The organism is Caballeronia arvi (assembly GCF_001544695.2).
GTDB lineage: Bacteria > Pseudomonadota > Gammaproteobacteria > Burkholderiales > Burkholderiaceae > Caballeronia > Caballeronia arvi.
The window spans coordinates 1-22,504 of sequence record NZ_FCOM02000054.1 but is presented as its reverse complement, the minus strand read 5'-3'; the positions used below and the strand labels follow the sequence as shown (position 1 = coordinate 22,504).

Here is a 22,504-nt window from a genome sequence, read left to right as displayed (position 1 = left end):
AACATGACGCCCTTTCCTTCTCTTCAAACGCATCGCACCGCGCGCCTGTTCGCCCAGTTGTTTGCCTGTCTGGCCCTGACGACCGTCTCGACGCTTGCGGCCGCAGATCCCGACCAGTCGCGTCTCGCACCGCCACCGGGAGATGGCTGGCAGATGCTCGCGGCACCTATGGCGCGACCCGCGCCGGTCCAGGTCGCGATGGCGGCTCCGGCTGGAACGCCGGTCGCCTCGACGGGTGCACCGCCCGCCGCGGCTCGGGCAGTACCCGGCACTCCGGCTCCGACTGCATTGCCCGATGCTGGCGCACCGACGCCCGGGAGTGCCTCGCTCGACGTCGCGCCTGTCGTTGTTCCCTCGGGTACCGCATCAAGTACACCGGGCGGGGTGCTGTCGCTCACCATCACGCCGCAAGACATCAACTTACGCAACGCGCTCGATCGCTGGCTGCAGCAGCAAGGCTGGCAACTCGCATGGAAGATCGATGACGATCTGCCGCTCGAATTCAATGCGACCTTCTCGGGCGATTTCAAATCGGTGCTGACGCAACTCATGCAGGCCACCAATCATATGCGTACGCCCACGCGCGTGTGCAAGCACACCAACAACGTCATCCGCGTGGTCGCGCGCGCGGCAAACTGCCAAGAGTAATCGCCATGCGTCTTACGAAAATCAAATCCGCCGTCGCCATGCTTGTAGCGATCTCACTCAACGGCTGTGCGGTGTCGCAATTGGACGTGAACCACGCCTATGATGCGCTCAACGCGGAGGGCGCAAAGGCGATGGGCAATGGCCCCGAGTCGATGGCACTCGTTGAGGATGTGCCGACCGCGTTTCTCGGTGATCGCCTCGTGCCGGTTGCCTATGAAGCGACGCTGCCCGCGATCTTCCGCGAGAAGACGGTGGTGTTCCCGGGCAATTTGCCGCTCTCGAAGATTGCGACGCTCGTGTCCAGTGCGACCGGCTTCCCGGTACACCTGAGTCCTGACGTGTTCATTCCGCGCGATGCGTTCATCCCGAAGACCAATGTCGCCGCTTCGTCGCAACCGGGGCCAATGACGTCGTCGCTTGCGAAGGCGAACGTTGAGCCGTTCTATGCGCAGCCGTGCAACTGCAGAGTCGGCCAGTACCTGCGCGGCGTGACTGAAAACCTCGGCCTCGACTGGTCGTTCGATGGAACGACTATTTCCATCAACAGGCTGGTGACGAAGACGTTCACGATCGCAGTGATCCCGGGCAAGGTATCGATCAAGTCGACCATGTCCAAGGGCACCGACACCTCGACTGGCGGTCAGGCGGGCGGGGCGACCGGCGGCACCGTGGGCAATACCGGTTCGTTCTCGTCGGTCACTTCCACCGGCCGCGATGGCACCTTCGATCAGATCGCGATCATTCAGTCGGAACTCGAGAAATTGAAATCGCCTTTGGGCGAGGTGGTCGTCAATCCGCAGAGCCGACTGGTAATGGTGCGCGACACCAAGGAGGCGGTGGATCGGATGGGTGCGCTGCTGGCGCGTGAAAATGCGATCTCGACCCGTCAGGTCGCATTGCGTGTCCGCACGCTGCAGATCGATATGAACAACGGCTCGCAAGCGGGCGTGAGCACCGACATTGTGTTCAACCGCATCTCCGATGGACTGAAGAAATATGCAATCACGTTCACGTCGCCTATCTCGCTTGCGACCGCCGCGGGTGGCAGCGTTGGCCTTTCGGTACTCAAGCCCGGCTCGCCGTTCGAAGGCACGAACGCCATCATCAGCGGCTTGAACAGCTTCGGTAAGACGGTGCAGGACAATACGCAGACGAAGCTAACGCTCAATGGCTTGCCGGTGTCGATTGGTTCGTTCGAGACCAAGGGTTATCTCGCCGCGACCACCCCAAGTCTCGGGTCGCTCACCGGTGGCACGGCGGGCGTGCCGGGCCTGCAGCCTGGGTCGGTCACGGTCGGTGACTTCGTGAACATCCTGCCGTCGGTCAACGACCACAACCAGATCATCCTGTCGTACTGGAGTGACAGTTCGAAGCTCAATGGGCCGTTCACCACGATCAGCACGGGCTCCGGGGCCACGCTCCAGCAGATCCAGTTGCCCGACATTCTCGGCAGCAAGGATGATCAGACCATCGCGCTGTCGGACGGTCAGACCGTGGTCCTGTACGGCGCGGTGACGAACCGTTATGACGGCTCGAGCAACAACGGTATTGCCGGTATGTCCGGCAACTGGAACAAGGGCCGGACCTTCCAGGTGATCATGCTCACGGCTACTGTCGTGCCGTCGATGTGAGCACGAGTTGAGCACAAGAATGCACTTCGAATCGATTCCGAGGGAGAAGGGCGCGAAGCTGGTCTTCGGGCTTGAATGGCGGGCGTACTCGCCCAAAGGCGCGCGCGCCGAGCGTCGGCATTACGCGCAGGAACTTGCCGCGACGCATTACGCCGAAATCAAGGCAAACGACGAAACAATCGCGGGCTTTTGCACGCTCGAGGCCGAGCAACGAAAGGGCGGCAAGCTGTATTCCGCAGCCGCACGTATTGCTATGCTGGACCGGGTTCGGCGCCGGCCCGCCGTGCTGGTGCTGATCCAGAATGAAGAGCGTGTGCATCTGGTGCTGGTGCAGCGCGGTGCGGTCACAGCCGATGAAGAGGTGGCGCTCAACGCACTCGCGGACCGACGCGAGGAAATAGAGGACCAGTGCGAGAAAGCGGGTCTCGCGCTCGCGACGCTCGGTTTCGGCGCGCAACTTCACGCCGTCGACGAGATGTTCGAACTGCGCGAGTTGCTGGTCGCCCGCAAGGTTGGTCTGATTAAGAAAATGCCCGTCGCAGTGCCGACGGTCGTGCCGCTGCTCGTGATCCTGGCGGCGCTTCTCTTCGTCGGCAAGCAGGCGGTGGAGATCCTCAATCCACCTCCGCCTCCGCCCGCGCCTCCGCCTACCTTCATGCAGGAATATCAGGCGGCCGTTTTGCGCACGCTCACTGCACCCGCGCCGCTCGCAAAGCTCCTCGCGCCTCAACTGCTCGCGAAATTCGGTAGCGAGGAGAGCAACTTTGCCGGCTGGCAGTTCGAGAAGGCGACCTGCAATGCGACCGGGCCTTGCGTGACCACCTACAAACGGCAAGGCGGCACGTTCAAGGAGTTCGACGCCCGCGCGCCCGAATTTATTCGTCCCGTGGTCTTCAATCCAGATGGCTGGCATCTGACCACGAAAGGGCCGGAAGCGGACATCGTGCAGCGTGTTGCGCTCGCCGACGCCAAGTCGTGGCCGACACAGCAGGCGCTCATCAAGGCGTTGCAGACCGAACCGCAGAAACTTTCCACGACCCCGGAAACCCTCAGCAGCCACGGCTACGTGGTGGACATCAAGCCTGCCGAACGATTGATATCTCGTCAGCCGATGGCGGGCGAGGTGCAAGGTCCGCTCGTGCAACGGGGCGCCTGGCAGATCGATGGCTACAAATGGCAGAGCGCTTTGCTCGCGCGGCTGCCGGACAACATGGCGCTGGAGTCGCTCGACATCCAGTTGAAAGATGACGGCACCGGCGTGCATTTCACCGCGAAGGGCAAATATTATGTTCTCAACTAAATTCCCCCCTCAGTTCGCCTTACAAGCTGCGGTGATCGGCGCGCTCGTGCTCGCCGCGAGCGGCGCGATGGCGCAGGAGAGTCATCTGACGCTTGACGACATCGATAAGCTCGCGCGGCAGAAGATTGTCGATTCGATGCGCAAGAGCGATGGCGCAAACAATGGCGTGCAGGGCGGCGTCGGGCTTGGCTCGCCGCTCGGCGCGCCCGCGCCCGTAGCGCCGGCGGCGGCAAGTGCGCCGGCTGCACCCAAGTTCGTCGAGCATAAGCCTCTGCTGCCGCCGAAGCGCGTTGTGCCCGCGACCTTCGTGGGCGCCTATTCCGATATGTCTGGGGCGTATGTCCTCTATGACTTTCAAGGTGCAACTTACACGGCGCGGCAAGGGTCGCGCCTGCTTAACGGATGGACAGTGGCCTCGGTCGAGGGTTTCACTGTCACGCTCGTCGATGGCAGGCGCAAATGGACCGAGACAATCTCGGCACCCTCCGACTTACCGCTCGCTGCGTCCGATGGTCCGGCCGTGAGGGCAATCAATGACCTGGGCTCCCCCCTTCCTCCCGGCGGCCTGCCGACGGCGACCGCGTCCACCTTCGTTCCCTTTGGAAAATAATCATGGGTCTGTTCAATCAAGAAGATCAGGACGCGCCCGAGCTGCGCGGAGGCTTCTTCAAACGCTTGCGTGCGCCTCGTGCCGGCTTCGTGGAAGGGGCCAGCAGCGCCGAGCCCAAGCGCAAGCGCGAACGGAAGGAGCCCGCGTCGACGAGCACGGAGTCGCGCCGTCCAGCGCCGTCGGCTGAGACAACATCGCGGGCGACGAACCCGCAAGTCATGTTTCTTGGACGGGCGCTCTCAGGCGGCGATATCGAGGACGTCGAGAGCACGACGATCGAAGATGCGGCAGTAATTGGCACCGAGTCGACGCCGAGCGTTCCCGACCTGGATGCTTCGGGCAGGGAAGAAGAACGGCCCTTTCATCCATTTGAGCCGCCCGTCTTCGAGCGGTCCACGTTTGAACATCTGGCGGCTGCAATGAAATCGGCTGAACAGCGCAGTTCGAGTGCGCAGCGAGCGGAGCCGTCGCCTGATTCGCCTATGGCCGACACTGCCGCGCCGACCGGTATGGCGACGAATGCACCGACCAGCGTTTCGACCGACGAGTCACCGGACGCTCCGATCTCCATCGTCGCGACAGACCTTGCCATGCAGACACCATCTGTAGCCACGCTCAAGCGCGCAGCAATTGAACATCCGTGCGTGTCAGATGAGCAGCCGGTGTCAGCGCCGAAGGCATCGAAAGCCTTCTTCGCGGAAGACGCGGACGAAGAGGGGGAGAGCGCTGGCACGGTGGGATTGATGTCCGGGCGTCCCGAACTTGTCTCCCCCGAGTCGCTGCCCGAGTTCAAGCGCATCCTGACCGTTTCGGATGACGACGCCGCATTGCGTATTCCGGCGAATGCACGCAAGGAATTCGTGGCGGTCGAACTGCAGCCTGGCATCGCAATCACGATCGCAACGGCCCGCTTCTGCGAGAAAGCACAGTACGCGTCGTTCATTAAGGATCTCGGCAACAACGACATCCTGGTGCGCGAAGAGATGGTCGCGAGTGAGGCAGTCATCGCGGCGATCTATACCGGCAAGGCGATTTCGCCGAATAATGCGGGCGTGCGCGAAGCCAGCCGAGCGATCGGCAACTTCCGTGACATCGTCGAAGCGGCCCATGCGTATGGCGCGAGCGATATTCACTTCGAACCGCGCGAGTTCCACAACGACGTCGAAGTGCGGTTTCGCGTGAATGGCGATATGTACACCTTCCGCCACATGCCCAAGGCGATCGTGCGTCGCGCGTTGTTCGCGGCATATAGCGATCTTGTTCAGCGCAACACAAATTCGGGTAACAGCTTTCAGCCCACCGCACCGCAGTCCGCCATGATTCCGTTGGTGGTGAAGACCGATACCGTGAACCTTCGGTGGCAGTCGTCTCCGCTGGTCGGCGGCTACGACGTGACGCTGCGTTTGCTCGATGGCAACTTCAAGAGCTTCAACGTTCTGCTGCCCAAGGACATGGGCTTCGAGCAAAGCCAACTCGACTTGATCGACACTTTGAACTATGTGAGCGGCGGCATCACCGCGCTGACTGGCGAGACGGGCTCGGGCAAGACGACGACGCTGCGCGCCCTCTCGTACATGCTGCCGGACCGCGAGCTGAAGAAGCAGTTCGCGGTGAATGAACCCGCCGAATATCCGATGCCTTGGCTTTCGGACTATTCGATCATCCGCCGGCCGGACGAGACCGACGACGAGGCAAACCGAAAATACGCAGAGGTGATCCGCACGCTCATGCGTCAGGACCCGGACGATCTGACGATCGGCGAAGTGCGCGATCGTGTGGTGATGGGGCTGGTTGCCGAACTCGCGCTGACGGGTCACCCGGTTCGCTTCTCGCTTCACGCGAGTGACGTGATTGCCGCGGTGATGCGTATGGCCGGTGGTCGCCTTCAGTTGCCGATTGACGAACTCGCGTCGGAGGGCTTCATCAACGCGGTCGGTAACCAGAAGCTCATCCCGACGCTGTGCGATCAGTGCAAGCTTCCGGCTGAAGATGTGATGCCTGCGATGGATCTGGAACTCCTGCGGAACAAATTCGGCCTCGACACTACTCGGATGGCTTGTCGCAACTACGACGGTTGCCAGCACTGTCGTCTGGACGGCCTGTTCACGCGCAATGGCAAGGTCGCCGGCGGCACCAAACGTCCTTCCGTTGCGGCGGAACTCTACCGCCCGACGCCCGAATTCCTCGAGCGTGTCGGAGAGCGTGACTGGGCCGGCGCGCGTCGAATCTGGCGCGGCGAGCGGCGTACAGGATTCGATAATGCCGACATGACTGGAAAGACGCTCTATGAACACGCTCTTTTCAAGTCTTCGCGCGGTTTGATTGACCCACAATTCATCAATCGGTCGATGCAGTCGTTCGCGCAATACCGCGTGATGCCGGGCGTCGACGGTCGGATGCTCTAAACCGGGTCGGTCATGCTCAATACCTTTGCAAAAATGCTCCCCAAGCGGCAGCAAGTCGCTGCTGCGCGCTGGCGCTTTCAGAAAGTGCGCGAGGACTTCTACCGCGAGACACGGCTCGATATCGCAGCCAAAGGCCTGCGGAACACCGAGACGCTATTCGACCGGCTAGAGACCTACGAGAAGCGCAATCGCGCACGCGACCGCATTGAGTGGCACGTGTTCGCCCGTATTCGCGAGACCATGCAGCGCGGCGAGAGCTTCGCGCACGCGATCAAGCCATTCATTCCCGGCGATGAGTACGCGTTGCTCGACATCGCGGATGAGTCGGCGCGTGAGGATGCGGTCGTGCGCGGCTTCGAGCTCGCCGAGATGGCCGCGAAAGCGAAACGCGTCTTGTCGTCGACGACGTCGGTCCAGATGGCTTATCCGGCGCTGCTGCTCGTCTATATGTACGCGTATTGCATGCTCTTTGGCGGCGTCATCTTTCCGCAGGTCAAGGACGTTCGACCATTGGAACAGTGGCCCGACCTCGGGCGCTTCCTCTATCACGTCGACACGTTCTGCTATGAGTACTGGTGGCTCACGCTAACGGTCGTGATCGGCCTTGTCTTCGCTTACTTCTCAAGCCTGAAGCGCTGGGCGGGACCGCTGCGGGACAAATTCGATCGCATGCCGCTGCTCTGGCGCAATCGACGCGACTTGCGTGCCGCGCTACTGATCGTCTCGTTGGCAGGCCTGTTCGATTCAAACCTTACCTTGCGCGCCGCGCTCGAGCGGCTGTTGAAGACCGCCGACCCGTGGATGCGCTGGCACCTGATGACGATGAACCGGCGGCTTACCGCGCGGGCGGACGAGCCGATGCGTGCGCTCGACACTGGAATCTTCTCCACGACGATCGTCGACACGATCACCGATGCGGCAGGGCGCGATCAATTCGAACTGGCGATCAAGAGCCTCGGGCGTGAATCGCTCGATCGCGTGATTGAGGCCGTCAAGCGTAACGCGCGGCTGACGCACTTCATGCTGCTCGGCATCGCTGCCGCGCTCTTTCTGACTCTCGGAATTGGTTCGTACATCGTGACCGGCGCCGTCAACCTGACTTCGGGCAATCCCGCGGTTTCCACCTATTAAAAGGACTTCAAATGACCAAGGATCAAACTCAGGCTCTGCACGCGGACGATGTGAAGATGCGTCGTGCACGTCTTCTGAGAATCGCTCGCGCCAAGCGTCAGTCGGGCGAACTTTCGATGATCGAAGCCGGGGCGGTGATGGCCGGTGCGGCGCTGCTCGCGCTGGCGGTGTATGCCGGCGGCAAATACGTGCTCGACTTGATCCGCTCGTCGCAGTTCAAGAGCGAGGCGCAGATGTTCCACACGGGCATTCTGAATGCCACCCAGGCTGACGCCGACTTCTCCGCAGAGACGCTGAAGATCCTCGCGCAAAACCACGCGTTCGACTCGGCAGGCGCACGCGTGGCGACCGACTACTCGTCGGTAAAAGGCATGTTCAACGGCACGTTGACGACGACGGTGAGCACGCTCGTCACGGCGAACGACTCGCTTGTTCTGACCTATCCCGTAACGGCGTCGGTGTGTGCGATGAGCATCGCGGCGCTGTCGACCGTCTACACGCAGGTCGTCGTGAACGGCACTACGATTTCGGCACCGACCACGCCGTTCAGCGCGTCGTCGGCGGCGACAGCATGCGCATCGACGGGCGCGACCGCGTCGCTGGCGTTGTGGACCACGCGCACTTAAAGCTGGGGACGCCGACATGGGAAGCATATTGGAGATGTTGATCGTCCTGGTCGGCGCGGCCGTGCTGACGGCGCAAGGGATTACGGAGGACATTGCGGCCAAGCGCCAGAACCTGTTGCAGCTCGAGGGCCAAAACATGGCTTCGATCAACGCGGCGTTGGGCAGCTATATCACCAACAACTTCGGGACGCTGGTCCCCGCGGGCTACTCGCAGACCACCGCGACGCCGATCTCTGCGCCGACTCTCGCGCAACTGAGCGCGCAAAGCAATAACAAGATCGCATTCAAAAGCGGTCCGTTCTGGGGGGGCGCCTACCAGATAGGTCTGGCTATCGTGCCGGATAACTGTTCGACCGCTCTAGGAAATTGCCACATCGCATCCCAGGTCTATCCGTCGCAACCGTTGCTGAAGAAAGGTACGCCAGACATCGCGGGCGCCGGGACGTTGATCGCGGCGGGTGGGAGTCAGTTTGGGTTTTCGAGCAATCGCACGCCCACAGTCATCACGGGCAATCAGGGGCAATGGACGCTTCCGAACCCCGCCGGCAACAAGGCGGGAATGGTCCTCGCGATCAATGGTTTCGGGGCTGACGGAAATTCGCCGTATTACCGCCGCGATGGCGCACTGCCGCTCACCGGGACGATGAACGCGAATAACCAGGACATTCAGAACATCGGAAACATGTCCGGGAAGACGCTCAAGTTGCAAGCCGGAAATAGCCTACAGATGGCGAACGGCACGATCTACTACGGTGACGACACAAACGCCGCGGTTCGCACCAAAGGCACGCTCTATATCCAGAACTACGCAGGCTCGGGTCCGGCTCCAATCAGCGTGGGCAATGTGTCCTCGAGCGGAACGGTGAGTGCGGTTACGGTATCCGGGACCACGGTGAACGCCACCGTAGCAAACATCAACTCGGCGGCCTCAAACTGCTCATGGAATGGTGTCACGATCCGAAACAATCAACTATTCGTTTGCAACAAGTGGGGCAACTGGATCGGCGCGAGCACCTTGGTCAGCAATCAGTCCGCCGATGCTCAATACAGCGGGTGGTACAACGGATGGGGCGTCTATCCTCCCACCTGCGGACCCGGCGGTACGGCGTGGTATCGCATCATCCCGCAATCGCTGACGACCGACTATTCCAATCACAATCCGCCGATGTCGGGCGCGCGTTACGCGATGGGTTGGAACGGCTCGCAATGGGTGCTCCAGATATATGACGTGCTTGCTGACGGCGCAAACACGCTTGTGCAAGATCAGCTCGGCCTGCAAGCACAAATCGACGTTGGCTGTAACTACTCAAACCAATAAAAACATGAAGCGAATCAGGACGGGAATCTCGTTTGCGTTGATGGCGACGCTCAGCGGTGTGCTGACGGCGCCAGTCGCCTCCAACGCGGAATGGGTACAGAATCCGATTGGCGTTCCACGCGCTCCCGGTTGCGATCCAGGGTATTCATGGCAGAAGTTCGGTGTGCGGTATCAATGTGCCACGCCACAACCTAATTGCGCATACGGCTTCGCGAGCGGACCCGTTTGGACGGGAACAGCTTTGCACTACTCATGTAATGTACCGCCACCTCCAAGCTGCCCGAGCGGGTCCACACAGTTTGTCGCGCCTTCGTGGAACGGCGCGGCATGGGTTGGACAGGTATGCCAACCGAATGCACCCACGCAACCGAAAGGAAATCCCGAGGAAGCCTGCCGAGTCTATGTCACTCAGCAACTCGGATTTTGGCCCGGGTGGGGCGTGCAGAACTCAGTTTTTGACGACGGCACAAACACTGAATTTATTACCGACACCTACAACACATCTCCGAACACTTACCAATACGCTATGTGCAGGGCGAGCGATAGTACCGGAGAAGTGAACGGCTACGATGTGCAGGGTTATGGCGACACTGCGGGCTCGGGTGGCTGAGGCAACTGTTCGCAACGAAACGCCCGCGAGGTGCTACGGGGCAATTTTATTCAGTTTCGCAATCAATAAAAGGGCCGCCAGTTCGACTGGCGGCTCGGTCTTTCTGCGACGCGACCTTTGTTAGCCGGCGAGGATGTTTCCGGTCGTGAACGTGAAGGTACGCGAGAACGCGACGCCGTTGATCGTTCCCGTCAGCGAGACCGTATATTGCGCGTTCGGAGACAGCGGCGTAGAGGGGTATGCGACGCCCATCCACTTCGGCAAAATCTTGTTCGGGTCCGTGGCCGAGTCCAGCACTTGCAACGCGATCACGTGCGACGACGAATCGGTCATCGTGCCGGTCTGCATGACGATGGTGTCATTCGGGTTGCCGGCGACCGCGACCGGCGTACCCCAATGGCCGGACGTAGCAGGGGGCGTCGGCATTTCTCCGAAAGAGTCGTTCGCAACGCCAGTAGTGCCTTGGCATGGAAATGTCAACGGCGCGTTGGTCGCGATCGGCTGATAGTTCGCCAGTGCCAGTGAATACCACTCCTGCGGGAAACCGTTGTAGGTCGTGGCGACCTTGCCGATGCCGACCGTGTTCATCGGTGCGACGGCAATCATGCTGTGATATACGCCGGAGATCAGGCCATAGATGGCTTGCTGTCCGTATCGCGCTTCCGTCCACGTCGCATTCGTGTATAAGCCGCCGGATACACCGCCGATGGGTACGTGCTGCGGGTACCCGAAGTGGGCCGCCCGATCAGCGTACGAGACGCCTGTGAACCCAGAGGCACCCGCCGTTTCGGTATCGGACACGACGTTATTCGTGGCCTGATACTGCGCATGGGCAGCCACCGACTGATCGAGGACGGCATTTTCCTGCAGGGCCGGGAATGCGCATTGTTGGCGCTGTTGGTTGAGCAGATTAAACGCTGCGAGATGGAAGCTGTCAGCAGCGTACTGAGGCGTCGTCAGATTGGTGGGAGTCGTCGTCGCGGGCGTGCTTGCACCGCTTGCCGGGGCTGCAGGCGATGCATCGCTGCTGCCGCCGCCACCGCCGCCGCAAGCAGCCACCAGCAGCGATGCAGCGATCGCGGCCATCGAGAGTTTGAAGTTGTTTTTAATCGTCATTTGTTGATCCGACCTAGTTTTTGCAGTCGCCCGTGCGATCTGCTTACTTTCATGTTATCGAGCGGTGTTCGACGTCAAGTCGTTCCGGAATCCTCCCCGTTACTGCAATCCCCGTTGGAAAATGCCTTTGGCCAGTTGGCAGCGCAGGCATTTTAATACTTCGTAAGAAATGCGGATCAGTCAACGTTGCGGCCTCGCAACCGTTTGCCATCAACGCTGCGCGCGCTTCCTGAGCTTGCTCGCGCGCAAGACAACGAACGCGACGCAAAGCGCGACGCCGGCGGTCACGGGCTGTGATGTGCCGATCGTTGATAGCAGCAACGAGCCGCCCCACAGGAAAATCAGGAATGTGACAAGGGCGGCGAATGGCTTCCTGTTCAGAACCGAATCGATTCGCCCCCTGGCGCAACGAGACCGTTGAGAGAAGAGCACGTTGCTCTTTTCGAGATCAAAGGCGTCGGGAGAGGGGGCACTCGCGCGATCGCTGCGATAGTGCCGTTCGTATCGTTTAAACCGCCCGTCGCCGTGGCCGCGAAGCCACGCGGAGACGCTATCGGAAAAGAGGTAGGCGAAGTCCTGCATGATCTAGTGCATCACGTCCGAATGAAACTCGACTGCACCTACCGCGTCGGGAATGCAACGACCGTCGGCTTCAGCATGGAACGCACCGGTCTCCCGATTGTGCCAACCGAACTGAGCGCGTCCGTCACGCGAGAAGATGACCAGTCCGGCGTCAACGGTAAATTCATACGACATCGATTGAACCTCCAGATCCATTAGATTAGGCTTTCGTTCGACCCTTTTTCTTCCTCAGATCGAAGCGGGGTTTAAAGGCGTAGCTGCAGCCGGGACAAACGAAGTCCTTGGCCAACTCGATCTTTCCTTCACCATTGGAGAGGATGTAGTCTGTGCCGCAGCTTCGGCACGGCGCCATCGTCAAGCGCGAGTCCATCGCCATCGAGCGCGTCAGGTGATTTGCACGATCGGCCGTGATGACTAGCTTTTCACCGAACATTTTCGCGACGATGTCGTTGGCTGCGATCAGTGCCTCAGGATTGCTCGCCTTATTTTCGAGCGCGCATCGATACAGCCAGACCAACAGCGTGCCTTGCAAGCGATGAGCGGGATAATCGACGTACCACGTGAGCGAACTAGGGTTGCAGCCGCAAGGCGAGCTCACGCCGTGGATCTGTTTGTAAGTGTTACGCGCTCTCGTCTGGTTCAGGCCAAACAGATTGGTTGCGGTCGATGCGCGGACGCCTTGTGTCATCAGCATGCGAGCGTAGACGTCTCGCTGAGCGCGGTCCAAACGAAGATCCGACCAAAGGTGCGTGTAGGGCAGAGCGGTCGACTTAAGGTTCGACGTGCTCATCAGGTAGTGCGCGACGGATTCGTGTGTGAGCCAACCGGCACTGTATTCGGTCCAGAAAAGTTGCTCGTCGAACCGCCATCTGAAAAGCGGGAACGTGATTGCGCCGATCGCTGCTTCGAGTCGACCAATCGGCAATTCCATGAGGTACTCGGCGAGCTTGAACGAGATGCCAAGCAAGGGCGCGGCCAGGACGCTCATGTGGAGTACGTCTTTGAGGAGGGAGACGTAGGTACAGTTGTAGTGAAAGATATCGCGCGCGGTCAGCGCGTCGACAGCGGGCATTGCTTTGATCAGCTCTTCGACCGTGGGGGAGAGGAGAACATCATCGACGAACGTTTCCCAGTCGCGAGGATCTTGCAAAGCGGGAGCAAGTGCGAGAAACGGCATGTTCATGAGCATCGCTTTCGGGAGCGCGTGGGCTTTGAATGTGTCCATGTTGTCGCGAGAGACGCCGAAAAAGTTTTCAGCCTCCCGGTAACGGACGAGCACGTTGTGAATCACATCCGTCAGTGCGTAGTTGGCTCGCTGAATCTTTTCGGCGATGAATTTCGGAAGCGAGATCGTGGTCTCGACAGCATCTAGGGTGTTCGTTGACATAGTTCTTGTTTGTGGTCTTTTTAGCTTTGTCGGACGCGATAGAGCGCGCCCGCCCCGTAGCTTTTCTCGTTGATTCTTACCTTACCGGCCGAGCGCAGCGTCCAGCTCAGATACGGTCTTGCGCAGCATCGCGGCCAGTGCTTCCAGAAGCGGCTCGTGCTGCGCGGGCGTCTCACATGCTTGCACCGCGAGTTGCGCGCCCATGAGCTTCGCGGCGAATACTTCGAAGGAGGACGAGACGTCCTGCAGGGAGGCCTGAACCTTGTTCGCCGCTTCGATGGCCGTCGCTTGCTTTTTGCGCTCCGTCTCGAGCGCCTCGAGGGCGGCTTGCTCCGCAGCGATCCTTTTCTCGATCTCAGCGAGTTCGTCGTTGCTCTTCTGAATGGATTCGGCGATGCTTATGTAACCAGCAGGGGCTGTCGGCTTGTCGACGTACTGCACCTCGGGCTTACGATTGCGCAGCTCGCTAGCTTCGCGTGTGAGCCGCCCGATTTCCTTGTCCTTGTCGGCAAGGTCCTTTTCCATGTTGCTCAGGCCCGCCTGCTTGCGCTTGTAGTGATCGTCCATTCGCGCAAGGTCTGCCTCGCGGTCGGCGATCTTGCGAGCGCTCGTAGCCAGTTCAGTGCGTAGGTGCTTGGCCTCACTTTCGGACACTGAGAGCGCCGTTTTCGCGTCCTGAAGTTGCGAGTGAACGTTCAAGAGTTGGATGCGTCCGTCCTCGAGCGAAGCGTCCTTCTTCTGCAGTTCGGCGAGCATTCGCTTCACGTCCATGCGGGTCATGTCTGGATCCTCTTTCTTCTTAGCGAGAATCTCCGCAACCTGCTCGTCCGTGACGTGCTCTGCTGCAAGGATGTCCAATTCGCCGACATTGAACGTGCGGATGGCCTCGGCGTTATCTGCGAACGCTTCGTAACAACGCATGTATTGACGCGCCACGGAGCGCTTAAGCCCAAGTGCGTTGTCGAAAATCACATATCCTAGCGTTGCCGTCTTGCGTTTAATCGCAATAGTATCGCCGGCCTTCGCAATCATCACGTTCTTCAACGTGTACATCACGTTGAGGAGCTGGGCACCGATCACTTCCAGATCGGCCTTGATGCGAGCCCGCGCTTCCGCAACGGCCATCAGGCTTTCAATAATCTGAACCGCCAATTCTTCGGTTGCTGGATCGTCCCCTAATGCCTTCTTGACGGCATGTACGATGGTGTCCCGATAGGACCACTTGGGATCGTGCTTCGTGAAGATGTCGTCCAGCGCATCATTGAATTCCCCCGGGGGATTGACGAGCGGGTGCTGGACTTTGCTCAGTTGGGTGTTCTTGGACGTCTCGCCGTTCGGCATTTCTTCTCTCCAGATTTTGCAGCAGCACCAGCCGGCGCTGCTCATCACACCGCAAGGGCTCTTTCGACGCGCTCGCAGTTAAGCTATTTAGTTAGGGGCGGGACAACAGGTCACGGACGGTCATGGCGCTCAGGTCGAGGTCGGTGTCCTTGAATCGTTCTGCGATGCGCATGTACTGCCGCGCGACGGAACGAGGCATATCAGCTGCTTTCGCAATGAAAGTGAAGCACTTGGCGGCCGCTTCCTTGCGTGATTCCAGCGTGTCGCCAGCGGTCGCCACCACCGCGTCTTTAATCAGGTAGAGGCATTCTGAAACGCGCGTCCCGATCGAGACCACGTCAGGCGAACCTGCGGACGAACGCCTGAGCGCAACCAATTCAGCAGCGTGCTTAGCCAGTGCCTTGATTGTCTCGGGGGTGTGCGCTTCACACATCACCTCTTGCGCCACATCTGAGAACTTTTTGCTTTCCGATTCATGCATCTCAACCTCTTATTCCGTGCAAGTAACCAATCGTAACGACCGCCTTCTGGCGTTTTTCGCCGAAAGACGCTCTTTTCACCCCCTCTTTCAATCCAGATATGGAAGAGGGGCGTCGCTGCTGCATGTTCGCAAACGTTTAACGGTCTATTCATGAAACACTTTAGTAACATTTAGACACAAGAAATGTAATTTGAAGCTTGCGTCTAATGAAATCGTATGACTAATACAACATCCCCAAGCCGGCCCTAATTACGATCGCTTTGTGCTTTTGCAGTGCCATCTGAGAGTCGTCCGCCAGCAGGAGCACTGCTTTTTTCGCCACTTCGACGCAGATGGGCTTGGCACCTGCGAAGGCGTCTCGTTGCATGCGGAGCCACTGTCGCAAGTCGGCCGGAGCCAGCAGGTCGGTTGATAGATCGGGATCGAGCACGGCCTCGGGCGATGTCAATAGCCCAGCGCCGCGCACCGGCCAGATCGGGGGCAATTGGTCGCGGAGAAATCGCAGCTTGGTTCGGTTTTGATCGATGGGCGAGCGCCGCTCGTCCTTCTGCCCGCTCGGCGCTGAACGCGTCAGCTTTCCCGCGCGAGTGGACGGGGCGATGTGGCCCGACCAGTGTTTCGTCTCGAAGATGAAGATGCCAAAGGGCGTCACGGCGAGGTGGTCGATCTCGGCGGTCGGAAAGTCCGTGCCTGGCGCATGCTCGATCACGAGCGGCCCGTCATGAAGATAGAAATCGTTGCCGCAAAGCCAGTACAGCGTTTTTCGAAGCTCAGCCTGCGCCGCAGCCTCACCGGCTGCACCGATTGCGTCGGAACGTCGATTTGGGAGGGGGAGGGGCGAGCCAGCGTCTTGCTTACGGCGTTTCTTGCGGCCTCGGTAGATACAGTAGGCGCCGACGGCGAGGATGATTTCGACAAGCATGGTTGTTCGGGTGAGTTAATCTGTGACCAGCATGACACCCGCGTCGCATTGTCAAGGCGCGCAAAATGGCGATAAAACAGAATGCCGTCTTCGAAAGGCGGTCTGTTTTTGCGAGCTTTCGCCTGCACGGGCTTGCCCAGTTCGCGTAAATTCGATTTCATCCCCGCGTCCTGGACGCATCGACGAAAAGCATCGCGATAGGTATCGCGACTGCTCGATCTTCCTTCCTCCGCACTGATGCTTTCGCCACGCCTTGTCGAGCCGTGACGAAAGCGTCTCTCCGCGCGCCGTTTTTCCCTGCTCAATCGAGCATCGAAAACCATCCAGCGCTGTACCGGCTGGACATCCCCCTTGTGCGTCAGTTTTTCTGGAGAGAAAAATGCCGAAGCAGTTGGTCTTCAAGGCGATCAAATCGCCCGCTTGGTTGGTCGCAGTGTGTTTTGCGTTGTGGTTCGCGGCGCACTCCTTCTTCGCGTTTCTGTTCGTTTCCTTCGCCGTTGCCACCTGGATCAAGCGATCCATCAAGGCCTCGTTGAAGGAGGACAAAATGGAAGAAACGAAAGCGCCGACGGCTGCTGTTGCTTCGCCGGCCCCGGCAGAAGCGAAGGTCACGCCGATCAAGCGTCAGTACGCGAAATCCGCAGTGGTCATCCCGCTCAAGACAGGCACCGACGACTAGTCGCTACGCCTGAACGTCAAGACCGCCCCTCATGGGCGGTCTTGATCGTCACCCCCAACGGGAAATCCTCCCGTTGCGGGCATGGGTTTCCCGTTCATCCGGAGATTCCCATGCTTACGGAAGTCGCAGCATGGCAACTGGACATGTTCGACGCGCCCCCGGCGCCGGTCACCCGTGTTCAAGCCAAGCCAGATCCCTTGCCCGATCCGCAGTTCTGGAGCGAGGCGGTGACAAACAAGATGGTCGACGCGCTGATCAGTCTAGCAACAGAGAGCCGGCGCGGCGACAACATGCCCGAGTCGCTGATGGACTGCGCCGCATTGTTCAGCGAGCGACTCAAAAATAGGAAGAAACTCGATCTCGACGACTACCGGGCGACGCTCGGGTGGGTCATGGAGTTCTGGAACGGCGCATTGCCGTACCGGTTCGTCTGCCAGATCAACGGCGCCGATCCTGAAATCCTGCAAGACGTCATACTGAGCAACCCGCTACTCAAGCGCGACATGGAAGAGGTGCGTCGCGACAGTTTCGGCACCCTGTTGTAGAAGGCCAGCATGAGCACATTTACCTTCGGGCGGATGCTCGGCAGTCTCTTCGGCACCGCGTCCCCGGCGCAACCACGACCGGATGCACGCTCGAGTGCGCGACCGGCTCCCGTTGTCGTTGGGCAAGGTGCGCGCAATGAGCGTCACGTCAACGTTGCCGGCCAAGCGATGCTCTTTCGCGATGAGGGAGGCGTGGTTGTCCAGTTCCTCCCGGCATTCGACTTCGAACTCAAGCAAACCGCCGTCGGCATGAAGTTGATGCCATCACTTGCGCCGCACTGGGAAGTGCTGCGTGAGCACACCGGCACGCTGACGGATGCGATCGCCACAGCGATCAGGGAAGCTCAGCCAGCCGAGTCCGATGGGGGTTCCCCCGCGCCATCGCGCAAGCGGTCCGAGCTGGAGCCGCGAAAGTTCCGCGAGCGTGACGATGCGATCGTGGACGCTGTCGTATCGGTTCCGGCACCTCAGGCGAGCGAAGCGCCGAGCGAAGCACCTAAACGGCCCGAGCGGCCCGAGCGGACCGAGCGCCCCCGATACGGCGTGTTGAAAGAGTGGGGCGAAAAGGAGTTTCCCGATGGCAAGCGCCCTGGGAAAACCTACGAGTCGTTCTGCATCACGCTTCAGCACCGCGGCGGAACAGACGTCGTGCAAGGCGAGGGCCTTCGCGACGCGATCGCGGAAGCAAATTGCAGAGTCGGTGATCGTGTAGAAGTCAGGCGCGTTGGCAAAACCAAGGTGCCCGCTGTTGATAAACGTGGAAGACCGAAGCTCGATGCCCGCGGCGCGCAAGTGCTGTGGGATAAGTGGCTATGGTCCATCAAAAAATCTTAAGGAGCCTCTCATGGCATCAGTTAACAAAGTCATTCTCGTGGGCAACCTCGGGGCTGATCCCGAAACGCGCTACCTGCCCAGCGGCGACGCGGTGGCCAATATCAGACTGGCAACGACCGACCGTTACAAGGACAAGTCATCCGGCGAGATGAAGGAGTTGACCGAGTGGCATCGCGTGTCGTTCTTCGGCCGGCTGGCCGAGATCGTCAACGAGTATCTGAAGAAAGGCTCATCGGTGTACGTCGAAGGCAGGATCCGCACACGAAAGTGGACGGACCAAGCTGGACAGGAGCGGTATTCGACCGAGATCGTCGCGGACCAGATGCAGATGCTCGGTGGTCGAGCAACTGGCGAGCGTGGCTCATCGAGCGCAGACGACTTTGAGTCGCCGCGATCGCAGCGTCAGGGTCGCCAGGAGAATGGTCGACCGGCTTCTGGTGGTCCGGCTCCTGCTGCTTCGACCTCGCGTGCGTCCCAATCGTCTGGCTCGTTTGGCGGGGGCGGTGGCTTCGCAGACATGGATGACATTCCTTTTCGCCCATATTTAAAGGGTCGTGAATGGGCTGCGATCTGATCCCGTAGTTCCTCACCTTCTTTCCCGTAACACCTCACCTTAGTTGTTCTGTCCGGCCCCCTTGGGCCGGCGGAACCGCGAAGCGTCCGTTTCTCCTCGCGCGGCCCGCGTATCAATCATTTTTGCGCAACACCTGTGCTGAAAAAAGCTGTTCGCCGCGAACGTTGTGCGCGCGAGCAGACAGCCTTTTTGAGCACTGTTTCACCGCCTGTTCAGGCATCGACCCTCAACCACGCCACTACGGAGTGACAATGAATGTAAAGAGACTCAAGCTGTCCCCGGAACAGTGGGTTACGTTACTCCATAAGTATGGAGTGCCGGAAAGCTCACTGACCGGGAAGAGCGGATCGTGTCCCGTCTGCGGCGGTAACGACCGCTTCACTTACGACAACAAACGCGGCCGCGGCGATTGGGTATGCCGCAAATGCAACAACGGTGACCCCAAAGCCGGCGACGGGTTTGAGCTCATTTGCAAGGTAGCGGGCATGAGCTTCCGTGAATTGATGCTCGAGCTCGAAGGTGGATCGCTTGCTGAGGCTCGACAGTGTCGAGCGCAGCAGGCGGCGGGCCCGGCTCCCGGCCGAAAAGTCGACCCCGAATGGGCGCGCAAGCGGCTCGATTCGATGTGGGATCGCGCGACGCTCATCGGATCCGACGGATTGGTGCCGCGCTATTTGCGCGCGCGGGTTCCGGGTTTGACGGCGCCGCCGTCGCAGGCTCTGCGCCAGGCGATGCTCGACTATCGGCACGAGAAGAAGGTGATCGGCCAGTGGCCGGGCATCATCGCTCGCTTTACGCTGCCGGACGGCCGCCTTGGCACACTGCACCGGACGTTCCTCGAACGCTCGACGGTGGCGAAGGCGACGATCGTCACTAACGATGGCGAGATCCTGCCGGCTAAATTGAACGACGTGACGCTTCACAAGCTCAACGGCGGCGCAGTCCGGCTGATGGATCCGGTCGACGGGGAAATCGGCGTCGCGGAGGGTCTTGAAACGGCTTACGCCGCGCACATGCTGTTTGGTGTGCCGGTCTGGTATTGCCTGAATCGAATCCTTCTTGCCGACTTCGTTGTACCGGAGGGCCTCGGCATCCGCGTCGTTCATATCTTCGCCGACTTCGACGCTGTCGATCCTCGCACAGGCAAGTCGCCTGGGGTTGACGCCGCGTTGAAGCTCGCAAAACGCCTGCGTGCCGAAGGGTACACAGTGTTGATTCATCGTCCGAAGAAACGGGAGACCGACTTCGCGGACGAGTGGTTCGCAGCTCACGGAAATCAGCATGCCGCGCCCGCGGTACCCATGCGCCGAGCGGAGCGGGAAGCCGCGCACGTTTAATTTTCCCCGGCGCTTACGCCGCTAACTGTAACTTTCGCCCGGTGGGGATTCGTCCCCGCTGGGGCCGCAATCCGCCCGAGCTATTCCAATGGAGAAGAGGAAATGAGCTTCAGCATGATTGTCGGCCGCTATCAGATCGTCGCAACGTCCGGAGTGGGGAACGGCTCGGTCAGAGTCGGAAAATCGGAAGCAGAGGCGTACGACGTGATCGATCGAGGACAAGGCGGCAGCGCACGACTCGAGAAGCAGGGCGTCACGCTCGAGACTGCATGGTTCTATTGCATTCGCCGACAGGCGAGCGCACAAGGTGTGTCTCTGCTGCACTGAGCACATCATTTCGACAAAACCCGGCTTGGCCGGGTTTTTTTTTGGTCGCTCGCATTTGTCAGTACTTGAACAAGACGTGGTATCTCAACACCCACCGCAGCACAAAAAACGTGATCTTGAGAACCGGGACGAGAATGCCGACGGCCCAGAGCAAGGCGAACAACGATCCGATGCACAGCGTCTCGCTGAAACCGTTCTTCGGCAGGTGCACCGAAATGAAGGTGAGAAAGAAGAGAGCGATCGCGATCAGCACGCGACGCGTGACGAAGGGCAGGGCCATGAACTTAGCGTACATCGTCAGCTCCTTTCCTGTAGGCAATGAATGCGCGGTGGAACAGGTAGGCTGCCTCACACGCGGCAAGTGCGCCAGCAATGAACACCCACATGCGAGCAGCGCGGTTCCAGTCCAGTTGCACGATAGTGTCGAGAAGGGTCATGTACAGATCTCCGTAGCGTTGTAGGTCGTGTCGTTCGACCCATGAATTCATCGTGCCACGCACGCTCTAAAGTCAAGCCGCTCTGCGAATTGGAACGGCGACCGCGCTCGATAAGCAAGATATGCGAGACACGTGTCGCCGTGATCAAGCTTCAGAAATCCCCGAGCTTGTCTGCGAGGAACGCGTAGTCGAACTGTCTTTCCTCTTCGTTGGGAGTCGCCGGTTTCAGGGGGGCGTGATCGGCTCGGGCGCTTGGATGATCGGAGACCGCGATTGAGTCAGCCGCGCTAGATGCCGGAGTGTCTCGTTCCGTGTTGCCGCCGTCATTGTTGACGGAACCCGCCGAAGGTGAGGCATGGGCCGGCGCGACGCTTGCGCGCAAAGCGTCCTCGGCAAGGCGCTTGAGCAGAGCGGCGCGCTGCCTCGGGTTGGAGACGGCGGTCAGTGCCTTAAACAACGTGGGCGTGACGGCCTCGCTGATCGTGATCTTGATCTCCAATGATCCCATCATGCAGCAACGCCCTCCTTACGCTGTTTCTCGCGCATCATCGCCACTTCTCCGGCCGCGAAAAAGCCCTTGACGTTCGAGAAGCTTGGATTCGACATCATGTCGATCCGGGTACTAGGAAATTCCGCGCGAATGGTCGATGCGTAGAGGGCGGCACCGCCCCCAGTCAGAACGATCGAGCGGAGATCTTCGGTGTGTCCGATGTGGTTGTGAATGATCTTCACGGTGCCGTCGATGACAGGCTGCGACTCGGCGCGATAGGGCGCGAGGTCGATATCCTGTCCGGCGAGCAGGTATTTCTTGCCCTCGCGTACTGCCTTGTCGATGCGTTCTATTCCATCGGGCGACGCCTTGAGCTTCGCCTTGATGCGCTCTGCGATTTTCTGGAAATAATGCGAGGCGCCGCTCTGATGCCCACCGCTGCGGCGCTCGTCCATCGTGAGGCCGGTCGCAACGACCCAGTCGGTCGTGAAATATCCGACGTCGATGATCAGATGAGGGTTCTCTTGGTCGAACTCGTGATATTTCGTGAAGTTCACGAGCGCGCCGATTGGCTGCGGCAGAACCATCACCCGGCCGACGGTGACTTGAGTGTTGCCGAAATCCAATTTGCCAGTGAAGGTTTGGCGCAGGTGTTCCGCGTATTTGTGGAAGTTCTTGACAGGCAGGCCCAGCACCAGGCGGTCAACGGAGTCGATATTCGCAAAGTGGAAGGCTCCGCCCAGCAGCGCTGCGTAGCTATCGGTGGTGCAGTAGTTATCGGCCAGCGTGCCGCCTGCGTCGCCGTTGCGCGAACTCAACGGCACACCGGGTCCGACCTCGTAGGTCTTGCCATTCCATTCGATCGCCACGGTCTTCGGGACGTTCAGCAGCCCCTGGCTCTCGATAGCGATCGTTTGTTCCTGATAAGTCGGGGTAAGCGACGGGAAGATGAGGCTTGCGACCTCCGAGCCGTTTCGGAACGCGACCTTCGTATTACCGTAGCCGACGTCGACGGCGAAGACTGCTGCGTGCGATTTCATTCGCTCTCCAGAGTGGGTCATGTTCAATTTGCGGTCTGCCCGAAAAGTGGCAGATTTCGTTAAGGGTTATTCGATGCCTGCCATCGATCACAGGAATGTGACGGTGCCGCTGCGCGTGTTGGCAGGCGTCGAA

At 59.8% G+C, this 22,504-nt stretch carries 25 protein-coding genes; 14 read left to right on the top strand and 11 right to left on the bottom strand.

What is annotated here, in order from left to right; translation table 11 throughout:
- The first annotated feature begins 3 nt into the window (after positions 1 to 3).
- The 8 genes from AWB74_RS35125 to AWB74_RS35090 all read left to right on the top strand — a co-directional run bounded on the left by AWB74_RS35125 (position 4) and on the right by AWB74_RS35090 (position 9,669).
- Positions 4 to 648, top strand: coding sequence for a toxin co-regulated pilus biosynthesis Q family protein (locus AWB74_RS35125; protein ID WP_061151231.1), 645 nt, complete (start codon positions 4 to 6; stop codon positions 646 to 648).
- 5 nt (positions 649 to 653) lie between these two features.
- Positions 654 to 2,279 carry a hypothetical protein gene (locus AWB74_RS35120; protein ID WP_061151230.1) on the top strand — a complete coding sequence of 542 codons (1,626 nt, stop codon included), beginning with the start codon at positions 654 to 656 and terminating at the stop codon, positions 2,277 to 2,279.
- 283 nt (positions 2,280 to 2,562) lie between these two features.
- On the top strand, positions 2,563 to 3,579 hold the full coding sequence (locus tag AWB74_RS35115; protein WP_235024793.1) for a hypothetical protein: 1,017 nt from the start codon (positions 2,563 to 2,565) through the stop codon (positions 3,577 to 3,579).
- Positions 3,566 to 4,189, top strand: coding sequence for a hypothetical protein (locus tag AWB74_RS35110; RefSeq protein WP_143749374.1), 624 nt, complete (start codon positions 3,566 to 3,568; stop codon positions 4,187 to 4,189). The genes AWB74_RS35115 and AWB74_RS35110 overlap by 14 nt, the downstream gene beginning before the upstream one ends.
- 2 nt (positions 4,190 to 4,191) lie before the next feature.
- Positions 4,192 to 6,594, top strand: coding sequence for an ATPase, T2SS/T4P/T4SS family (locus AWB74_RS35105; RefSeq protein ID WP_061151227.1), 2,403 nt, complete (start codon positions 4,192 to 4,194; stop codon positions 6,592 to 6,594).
- A gap of 12 nt (positions 6,595 to 6,606) precedes the next feature.
- Positions 6,607 to 7,725, top strand: a complete 1,119-nt coding sequence (locus tag AWB74_RS35100) for a type II secretion system F family protein (protein WP_061151226.1) — start codon at positions 6,607 to 6,609, stop codon at positions 7,723 to 7,725.
- An 11-nt stretch (positions 7,726 to 7,736) separates the two neighbouring features.
- Positions 7,737 to 8,351: a hypothetical protein gene (locus AWB74_RS35095; protein ID WP_061151225.1), complete on the top strand. Its 615-nt coding sequence runs from the start codon at positions 7,737 to 7,739 to the stop codon at positions 8,349 to 8,351.
- A 34-nt stretch (positions 8,352 to 8,385) separates the two neighbouring features.
- Entirely contained in the window at positions 8,386 to 9,669 is a 1,284-nt protein-coding gene (locus tag AWB74_RS35090; RefSeq protein WP_061151224.1) for a hypothetical protein, read from the top strand.
- 730 nt (positions 9,670 to 10,399) lie between these two features.
- Here AWB74_RS35090 and AWB74_RS35085 read toward each other — a convergent pair.
- The 7 genes from AWB74_RS35085 to AWB74_RS35055 all read right to left on the bottom strand — a co-directional run bounded on the left by AWB74_RS35085 (position 10,400) and on the right by AWB74_RS35055 (position 16,108).
- On the bottom strand, positions 10,400 to 11,395 hold the full coding sequence (locus tag AWB74_RS35085) for a CAP domain-containing protein (RefSeq protein ID WP_061151223.1): 996 nt from the start codon (positions 11,393 to 11,395) through the stop codon (positions 10,400 to 10,402).
- Between the two features lie 210 nt (positions 11,396 to 11,605).
- A complete protein-coding gene (locus AWB74_RS35080; RefSeq protein WP_061151222.1) occupies positions 11,606 to 11,977 on the bottom strand; it encodes a hypothetical protein in 372 nt (123 codons plus the stop codon).
- A 3-nt stretch (positions 11,978 to 11,980) separates the two neighbouring features.
- Positions 11,981 to 12,172, bottom strand: a complete 192-nt coding sequence (locus tag AWB74_RS35075) for a hypothetical protein (RefSeq protein ID WP_061151221.1) — start codon at positions 12,170 to 12,172, stop codon at positions 11,981 to 11,983.
- A 4-nt stretch (positions 12,173 to 12,176) separates the two neighbouring features.
- Positions 12,177 to 13,364 carry a FlhC family transcriptional regulator gene (locus tag AWB74_RS35070; RefSeq protein ID WP_061151220.1) on the bottom strand — a complete coding sequence of 396 codons (1,188 nt, stop codon included), beginning with the start codon at positions 13,362 to 13,364 and terminating at the stop codon, positions 12,177 to 12,179.
- Positions 13,365 to 13,445: 81 nt separating this feature from the next.
- Positions 13,446 to 14,705, bottom strand: coding sequence for a coiled-coil domain-containing protein (locus tag AWB74_RS35065; RefSeq protein WP_061151219.1), 1,260 nt, complete (start codon positions 14,703 to 14,705; stop codon positions 13,446 to 13,448).
- A gap of 91 nt (positions 14,706 to 14,796) precedes the next feature.
- Positions 14,797 to 15,186, bottom strand: a complete 390-nt coding sequence (locus tag AWB74_RS35060; protein ID WP_061151218.1) for a hypothetical protein — start codon at positions 15,184 to 15,186, stop codon at positions 14,797 to 14,799.
- 220 nt (positions 15,187 to 15,406) lie between these two features.
- The gene (locus AWB74_RS35055) at positions 15,407 to 16,108 is read right to left on the bottom strand and encodes a nuclease-related domain-containing protein (protein ID WP_061151217.1); all 702 of its coding nucleotides are present in this window, start codon (positions 16,106 to 16,108) and stop codon (positions 15,407 to 15,409) included.
- Positions 16,109 to 16,487: 379 nt separating this feature from the next.
- On the opposite strand from AWB74_RS35055, the gene AWB74_RS35050 reads away from it, so the two are divergent.
- The 6 genes from AWB74_RS35050 (at position 16,488) to AWB74_RS35025 (ending at position 20,404) form a co-directional block, all read left to right on the top strand.
- Positions 16,488 to 16,787, top strand: a complete 300-nt coding sequence (locus tag AWB74_RS35050) for a hypothetical protein (protein ID WP_061151216.1) — start codon at positions 16,488 to 16,490, stop codon at positions 16,785 to 16,787.
- Between the two features lie 110 nt (positions 16,788 to 16,897).
- Complete coding sequence (locus AWB74_RS35045) at positions 16,898 to 17,332, top strand: hypothetical protein (protein WP_061151215.1); 435 nt, start codon at positions 16,898 to 16,900, stop codon at positions 17,330 to 17,332.
- Between the two features lie 9 nt (positions 17,333 to 17,341).
- Positions 17,342 to 18,166, top strand: a complete 825-nt coding sequence (locus AWB74_RS35040; protein ID WP_061151214.1) for a hypothetical protein — start codon at positions 17,342 to 17,344, stop codon at positions 18,164 to 18,166.
- A 10-nt stretch (positions 18,167 to 18,176) separates the two neighbouring features.
- Entirely contained in the window at positions 18,177 to 18,740 is a 564-nt protein-coding gene (gene ssb, locus AWB74_RS35035) for a single-stranded DNA-binding protein (RefSeq protein WP_061151213.1), read from the top strand.
- Between the two features lie 251 nt (positions 18,741 to 18,991).
- Positions 18,992 to 20,077, top strand: coding sequence for a primase-helicase zinc-binding domain-containing protein (locus AWB74_RS35030; protein WP_061151212.1), 1,086 nt, complete (start codon positions 18,992 to 18,994; stop codon positions 20,075 to 20,077).
- Between the two features lie 102 nt (positions 20,078 to 20,179).
- Positions 20,180 to 20,404, top strand: coding sequence for a hypothetical protein (locus AWB74_RS35025; RefSeq protein ID WP_061151211.1), 225 nt, complete (start codon positions 20,180 to 20,182; stop codon positions 20,402 to 20,404).
- 58 nt (positions 20,405 to 20,462) lie between these two features.
- Here AWB74_RS35025 and AWB74_RS35020 read toward each other — a convergent pair whose 3' ends face one another.
- From AWB74_RS35020 to AWB74_RS35005, 4 genes are all read right to left on the bottom strand, one after another.
- Complete coding sequence (locus AWB74_RS35020) at positions 20,463 to 20,699, bottom strand: hypothetical protein (RefSeq protein ID WP_061151210.1); 237 nt, start codon at positions 20,697 to 20,699, stop codon at positions 20,463 to 20,465.
- Complete coding sequence (locus AWB74_RS46575) at positions 20,689 to 20,841, bottom strand: hypothetical protein (protein WP_160110346.1); 153 nt, start codon at positions 20,839 to 20,841, stop codon at positions 20,689 to 20,691. The genes AWB74_RS35020 and AWB74_RS46575 overlap by 11 nt, the downstream gene beginning before the upstream one ends.
- A 151-nt stretch (positions 20,842 to 20,992) precedes the next feature.
- Positions 20,993 to 21,352 (bottom strand): hypothetical protein, encoded by a 360-nt coding sequence (locus tag AWB74_RS35010; protein WP_061151208.1) that lies wholly within the window; start codon positions 21,350 to 21,352, stop codon positions 20,993 to 20,995.
- Positions 21,349 to 22,371, bottom strand: a complete 1,023-nt coding sequence (locus tag AWB74_RS35005; protein WP_061151207.1) for a PRTRC system protein D — start codon at positions 22,369 to 22,371, stop codon at positions 21,349 to 21,351. The genes AWB74_RS35010 and AWB74_RS35005 overlap by 4 nt, the downstream gene beginning before the upstream one ends.
- Positions 22,372 to 22,504 lie beyond the last annotated feature (133 nt).

What these genes read in the sequence shown, in the direction of transcription:
- AWB74_RS35060 (WP_061151218.1), bottom strand. Translation starts at nt 15,186, where the DNA reads ATGCATGAATCGGAAAGCAAAAAGTTCTCAGATGTGGCGCAAGAGGTG.
- ssb (WP_061151213.1), top strand. Translation starts at nt 18,177, where the DNA reads ATGGCATCAGTTAACAAAGTCATTCTCGTGGGCAACCTCGGGGCTGAT.
- AWB74_RS35045 (WP_061151215.1), top strand. Translation starts at nt 16,898, where the DNA reads ATGCTTACGGAAGTCGCAGCATGGCAACTGGACATGTTCGACGCGCCC.
- AWB74_RS35040 (WP_061151214.1), top strand. Translation starts at nt 17,342, where the DNA reads ATGAGCACATTTACCTTCGGGCGGATGCTCGGCAGTCTCTTCGGCACC.
- AWB74_RS35095 (WP_061151225.1), top strand. Translation starts at nt 7,737, where the DNA reads ATGACCAAGGATCAAACTCAGGCTCTGCACGCGGACGATGTGAAGATG.
- AWB74_RS35090 (WP_061151224.1), top strand. Translation starts at nt 8,386, where the DNA reads ATGTTGATCGTCCTGGTCGGCGCGGCCGTGCTGACGGCGCAAGGGATT.
- AWB74_RS35020 (WP_061151210.1), bottom strand. Translation starts at nt 20,699, where the DNA reads ATGTACGCTAAGTTCATGGCCCTGCCCTTCGTCACGCGTCGCGTGCTG.
- AWB74_RS35065 (WP_061151219.1), bottom strand. Translation starts at nt 14,705, where the DNA reads ATGCCGAACGGCGAGACGTCCAAGAACACCCAACTGAGCAAAGTCCAG.
- AWB74_RS35100 (WP_061151226.1), top strand. Translation starts at nt 6,607, where the DNA reads ATGCTCAATACCTTTGCAAAAATGCTCCCCAAGCGGCAGCAAGTCGCT.
- AWB74_RS35125 (WP_061151231.1), top strand. Translation starts at nt 4, where the DNA reads ATGACGCCCTTTCCTTCTCTTCAAACGCATCGCACCGCGCGCCTGTTC.
- AWB74_RS35055 (WP_061151217.1), bottom strand. Translation starts at nt 16,108, where the DNA reads ATGCTTGTCGAAATCATCCTCGCCGTCGGCGCCTACTGTATCTACCGA.
- AWB74_RS35005 (WP_061151207.1), bottom strand. Translation starts at nt 22,371, where the DNA reads ATGAAATCGCACGCAGCAGTCTTCGCCGTCGACGTCGGCTACGGTAAT.
- AWB74_RS35030 (WP_061151212.1), top strand. Translation starts at nt 18,992, where the DNA reads ATGAATGTAAAGAGACTCAAGCTGTCCCCGGAACAGTGGGTTACGTTA.
- AWB74_RS35010 (WP_061151208.1), bottom strand. Translation starts at nt 21,352, where the DNA reads ATGATGGGATCATTGGAGATCAAGATCACGATCAGCGAGGCCGTCACG.
- AWB74_RS46575 (WP_160110346.1), bottom strand. Translation starts at nt 20,841, where the DNA reads ATGACCCTTCTCGACACTATCGTGCAACTGGACTGGAACCGCGCTGCT.
- AWB74_RS35025 (WP_061151211.1), top strand. Translation starts at nt 20,180, where the DNA reads ATGAGCTTCAGCATGATTGTCGGCCGCTATCAGATCGTCGCAACGTCC.
- AWB74_RS35050 (WP_061151216.1), top strand. Translation starts at nt 16,488, where the DNA reads ATGCCGAAGCAGTTGGTCTTCAAGGCGATCAAATCGCCCGCTTGGTTG.
- AWB74_RS35075 (WP_061151221.1), bottom strand. Translation starts at nt 12,172, where the DNA reads ATGGATCTGGAGGTTCAATCGATGTCGTATGAATTTACCGTTGACGCC.
- AWB74_RS35105 (WP_061151227.1), top strand. Translation starts at nt 4,192, where the DNA reads ATGGGTCTGTTCAATCAAGAAGATCAGGACGCGCCCGAGCTGCGCGGA.
- AWB74_RS35080 (WP_061151222.1), bottom strand. Translation starts at nt 11,977, where the DNA reads ATGCAGGACTTCGCCTACCTCTTTTCCGATAGCGTCTCCGCGTGGCTT.
- AWB74_RS35085 (WP_061151223.1), bottom strand. Translation starts at nt 11,395, where the DNA reads ATGACGATTAAAAACAACTTCAAACTCTCGATGGCCGCGATCGCTGCA.
- AWB74_RS35110 (WP_143749374.1), top strand. Translation starts at nt 3,566, where the DNA reads ATGTTCTCAACTAAATTCCCCCCTCAGTTCGCCTTACAAGCTGCGGTG.
- AWB74_RS35120 (WP_061151230.1), top strand. Translation starts at nt 654, where the DNA reads ATGCGTCTTACGAAAATCAAATCCGCCGTCGCCATGCTTGTAGCGATC.
- AWB74_RS35070 (WP_061151220.1), bottom strand. Translation starts at nt 13,364, where the DNA reads ATGTCAACGAACACCCTAGATGCTGTCGAGACCACGATCTCGCTTCCG.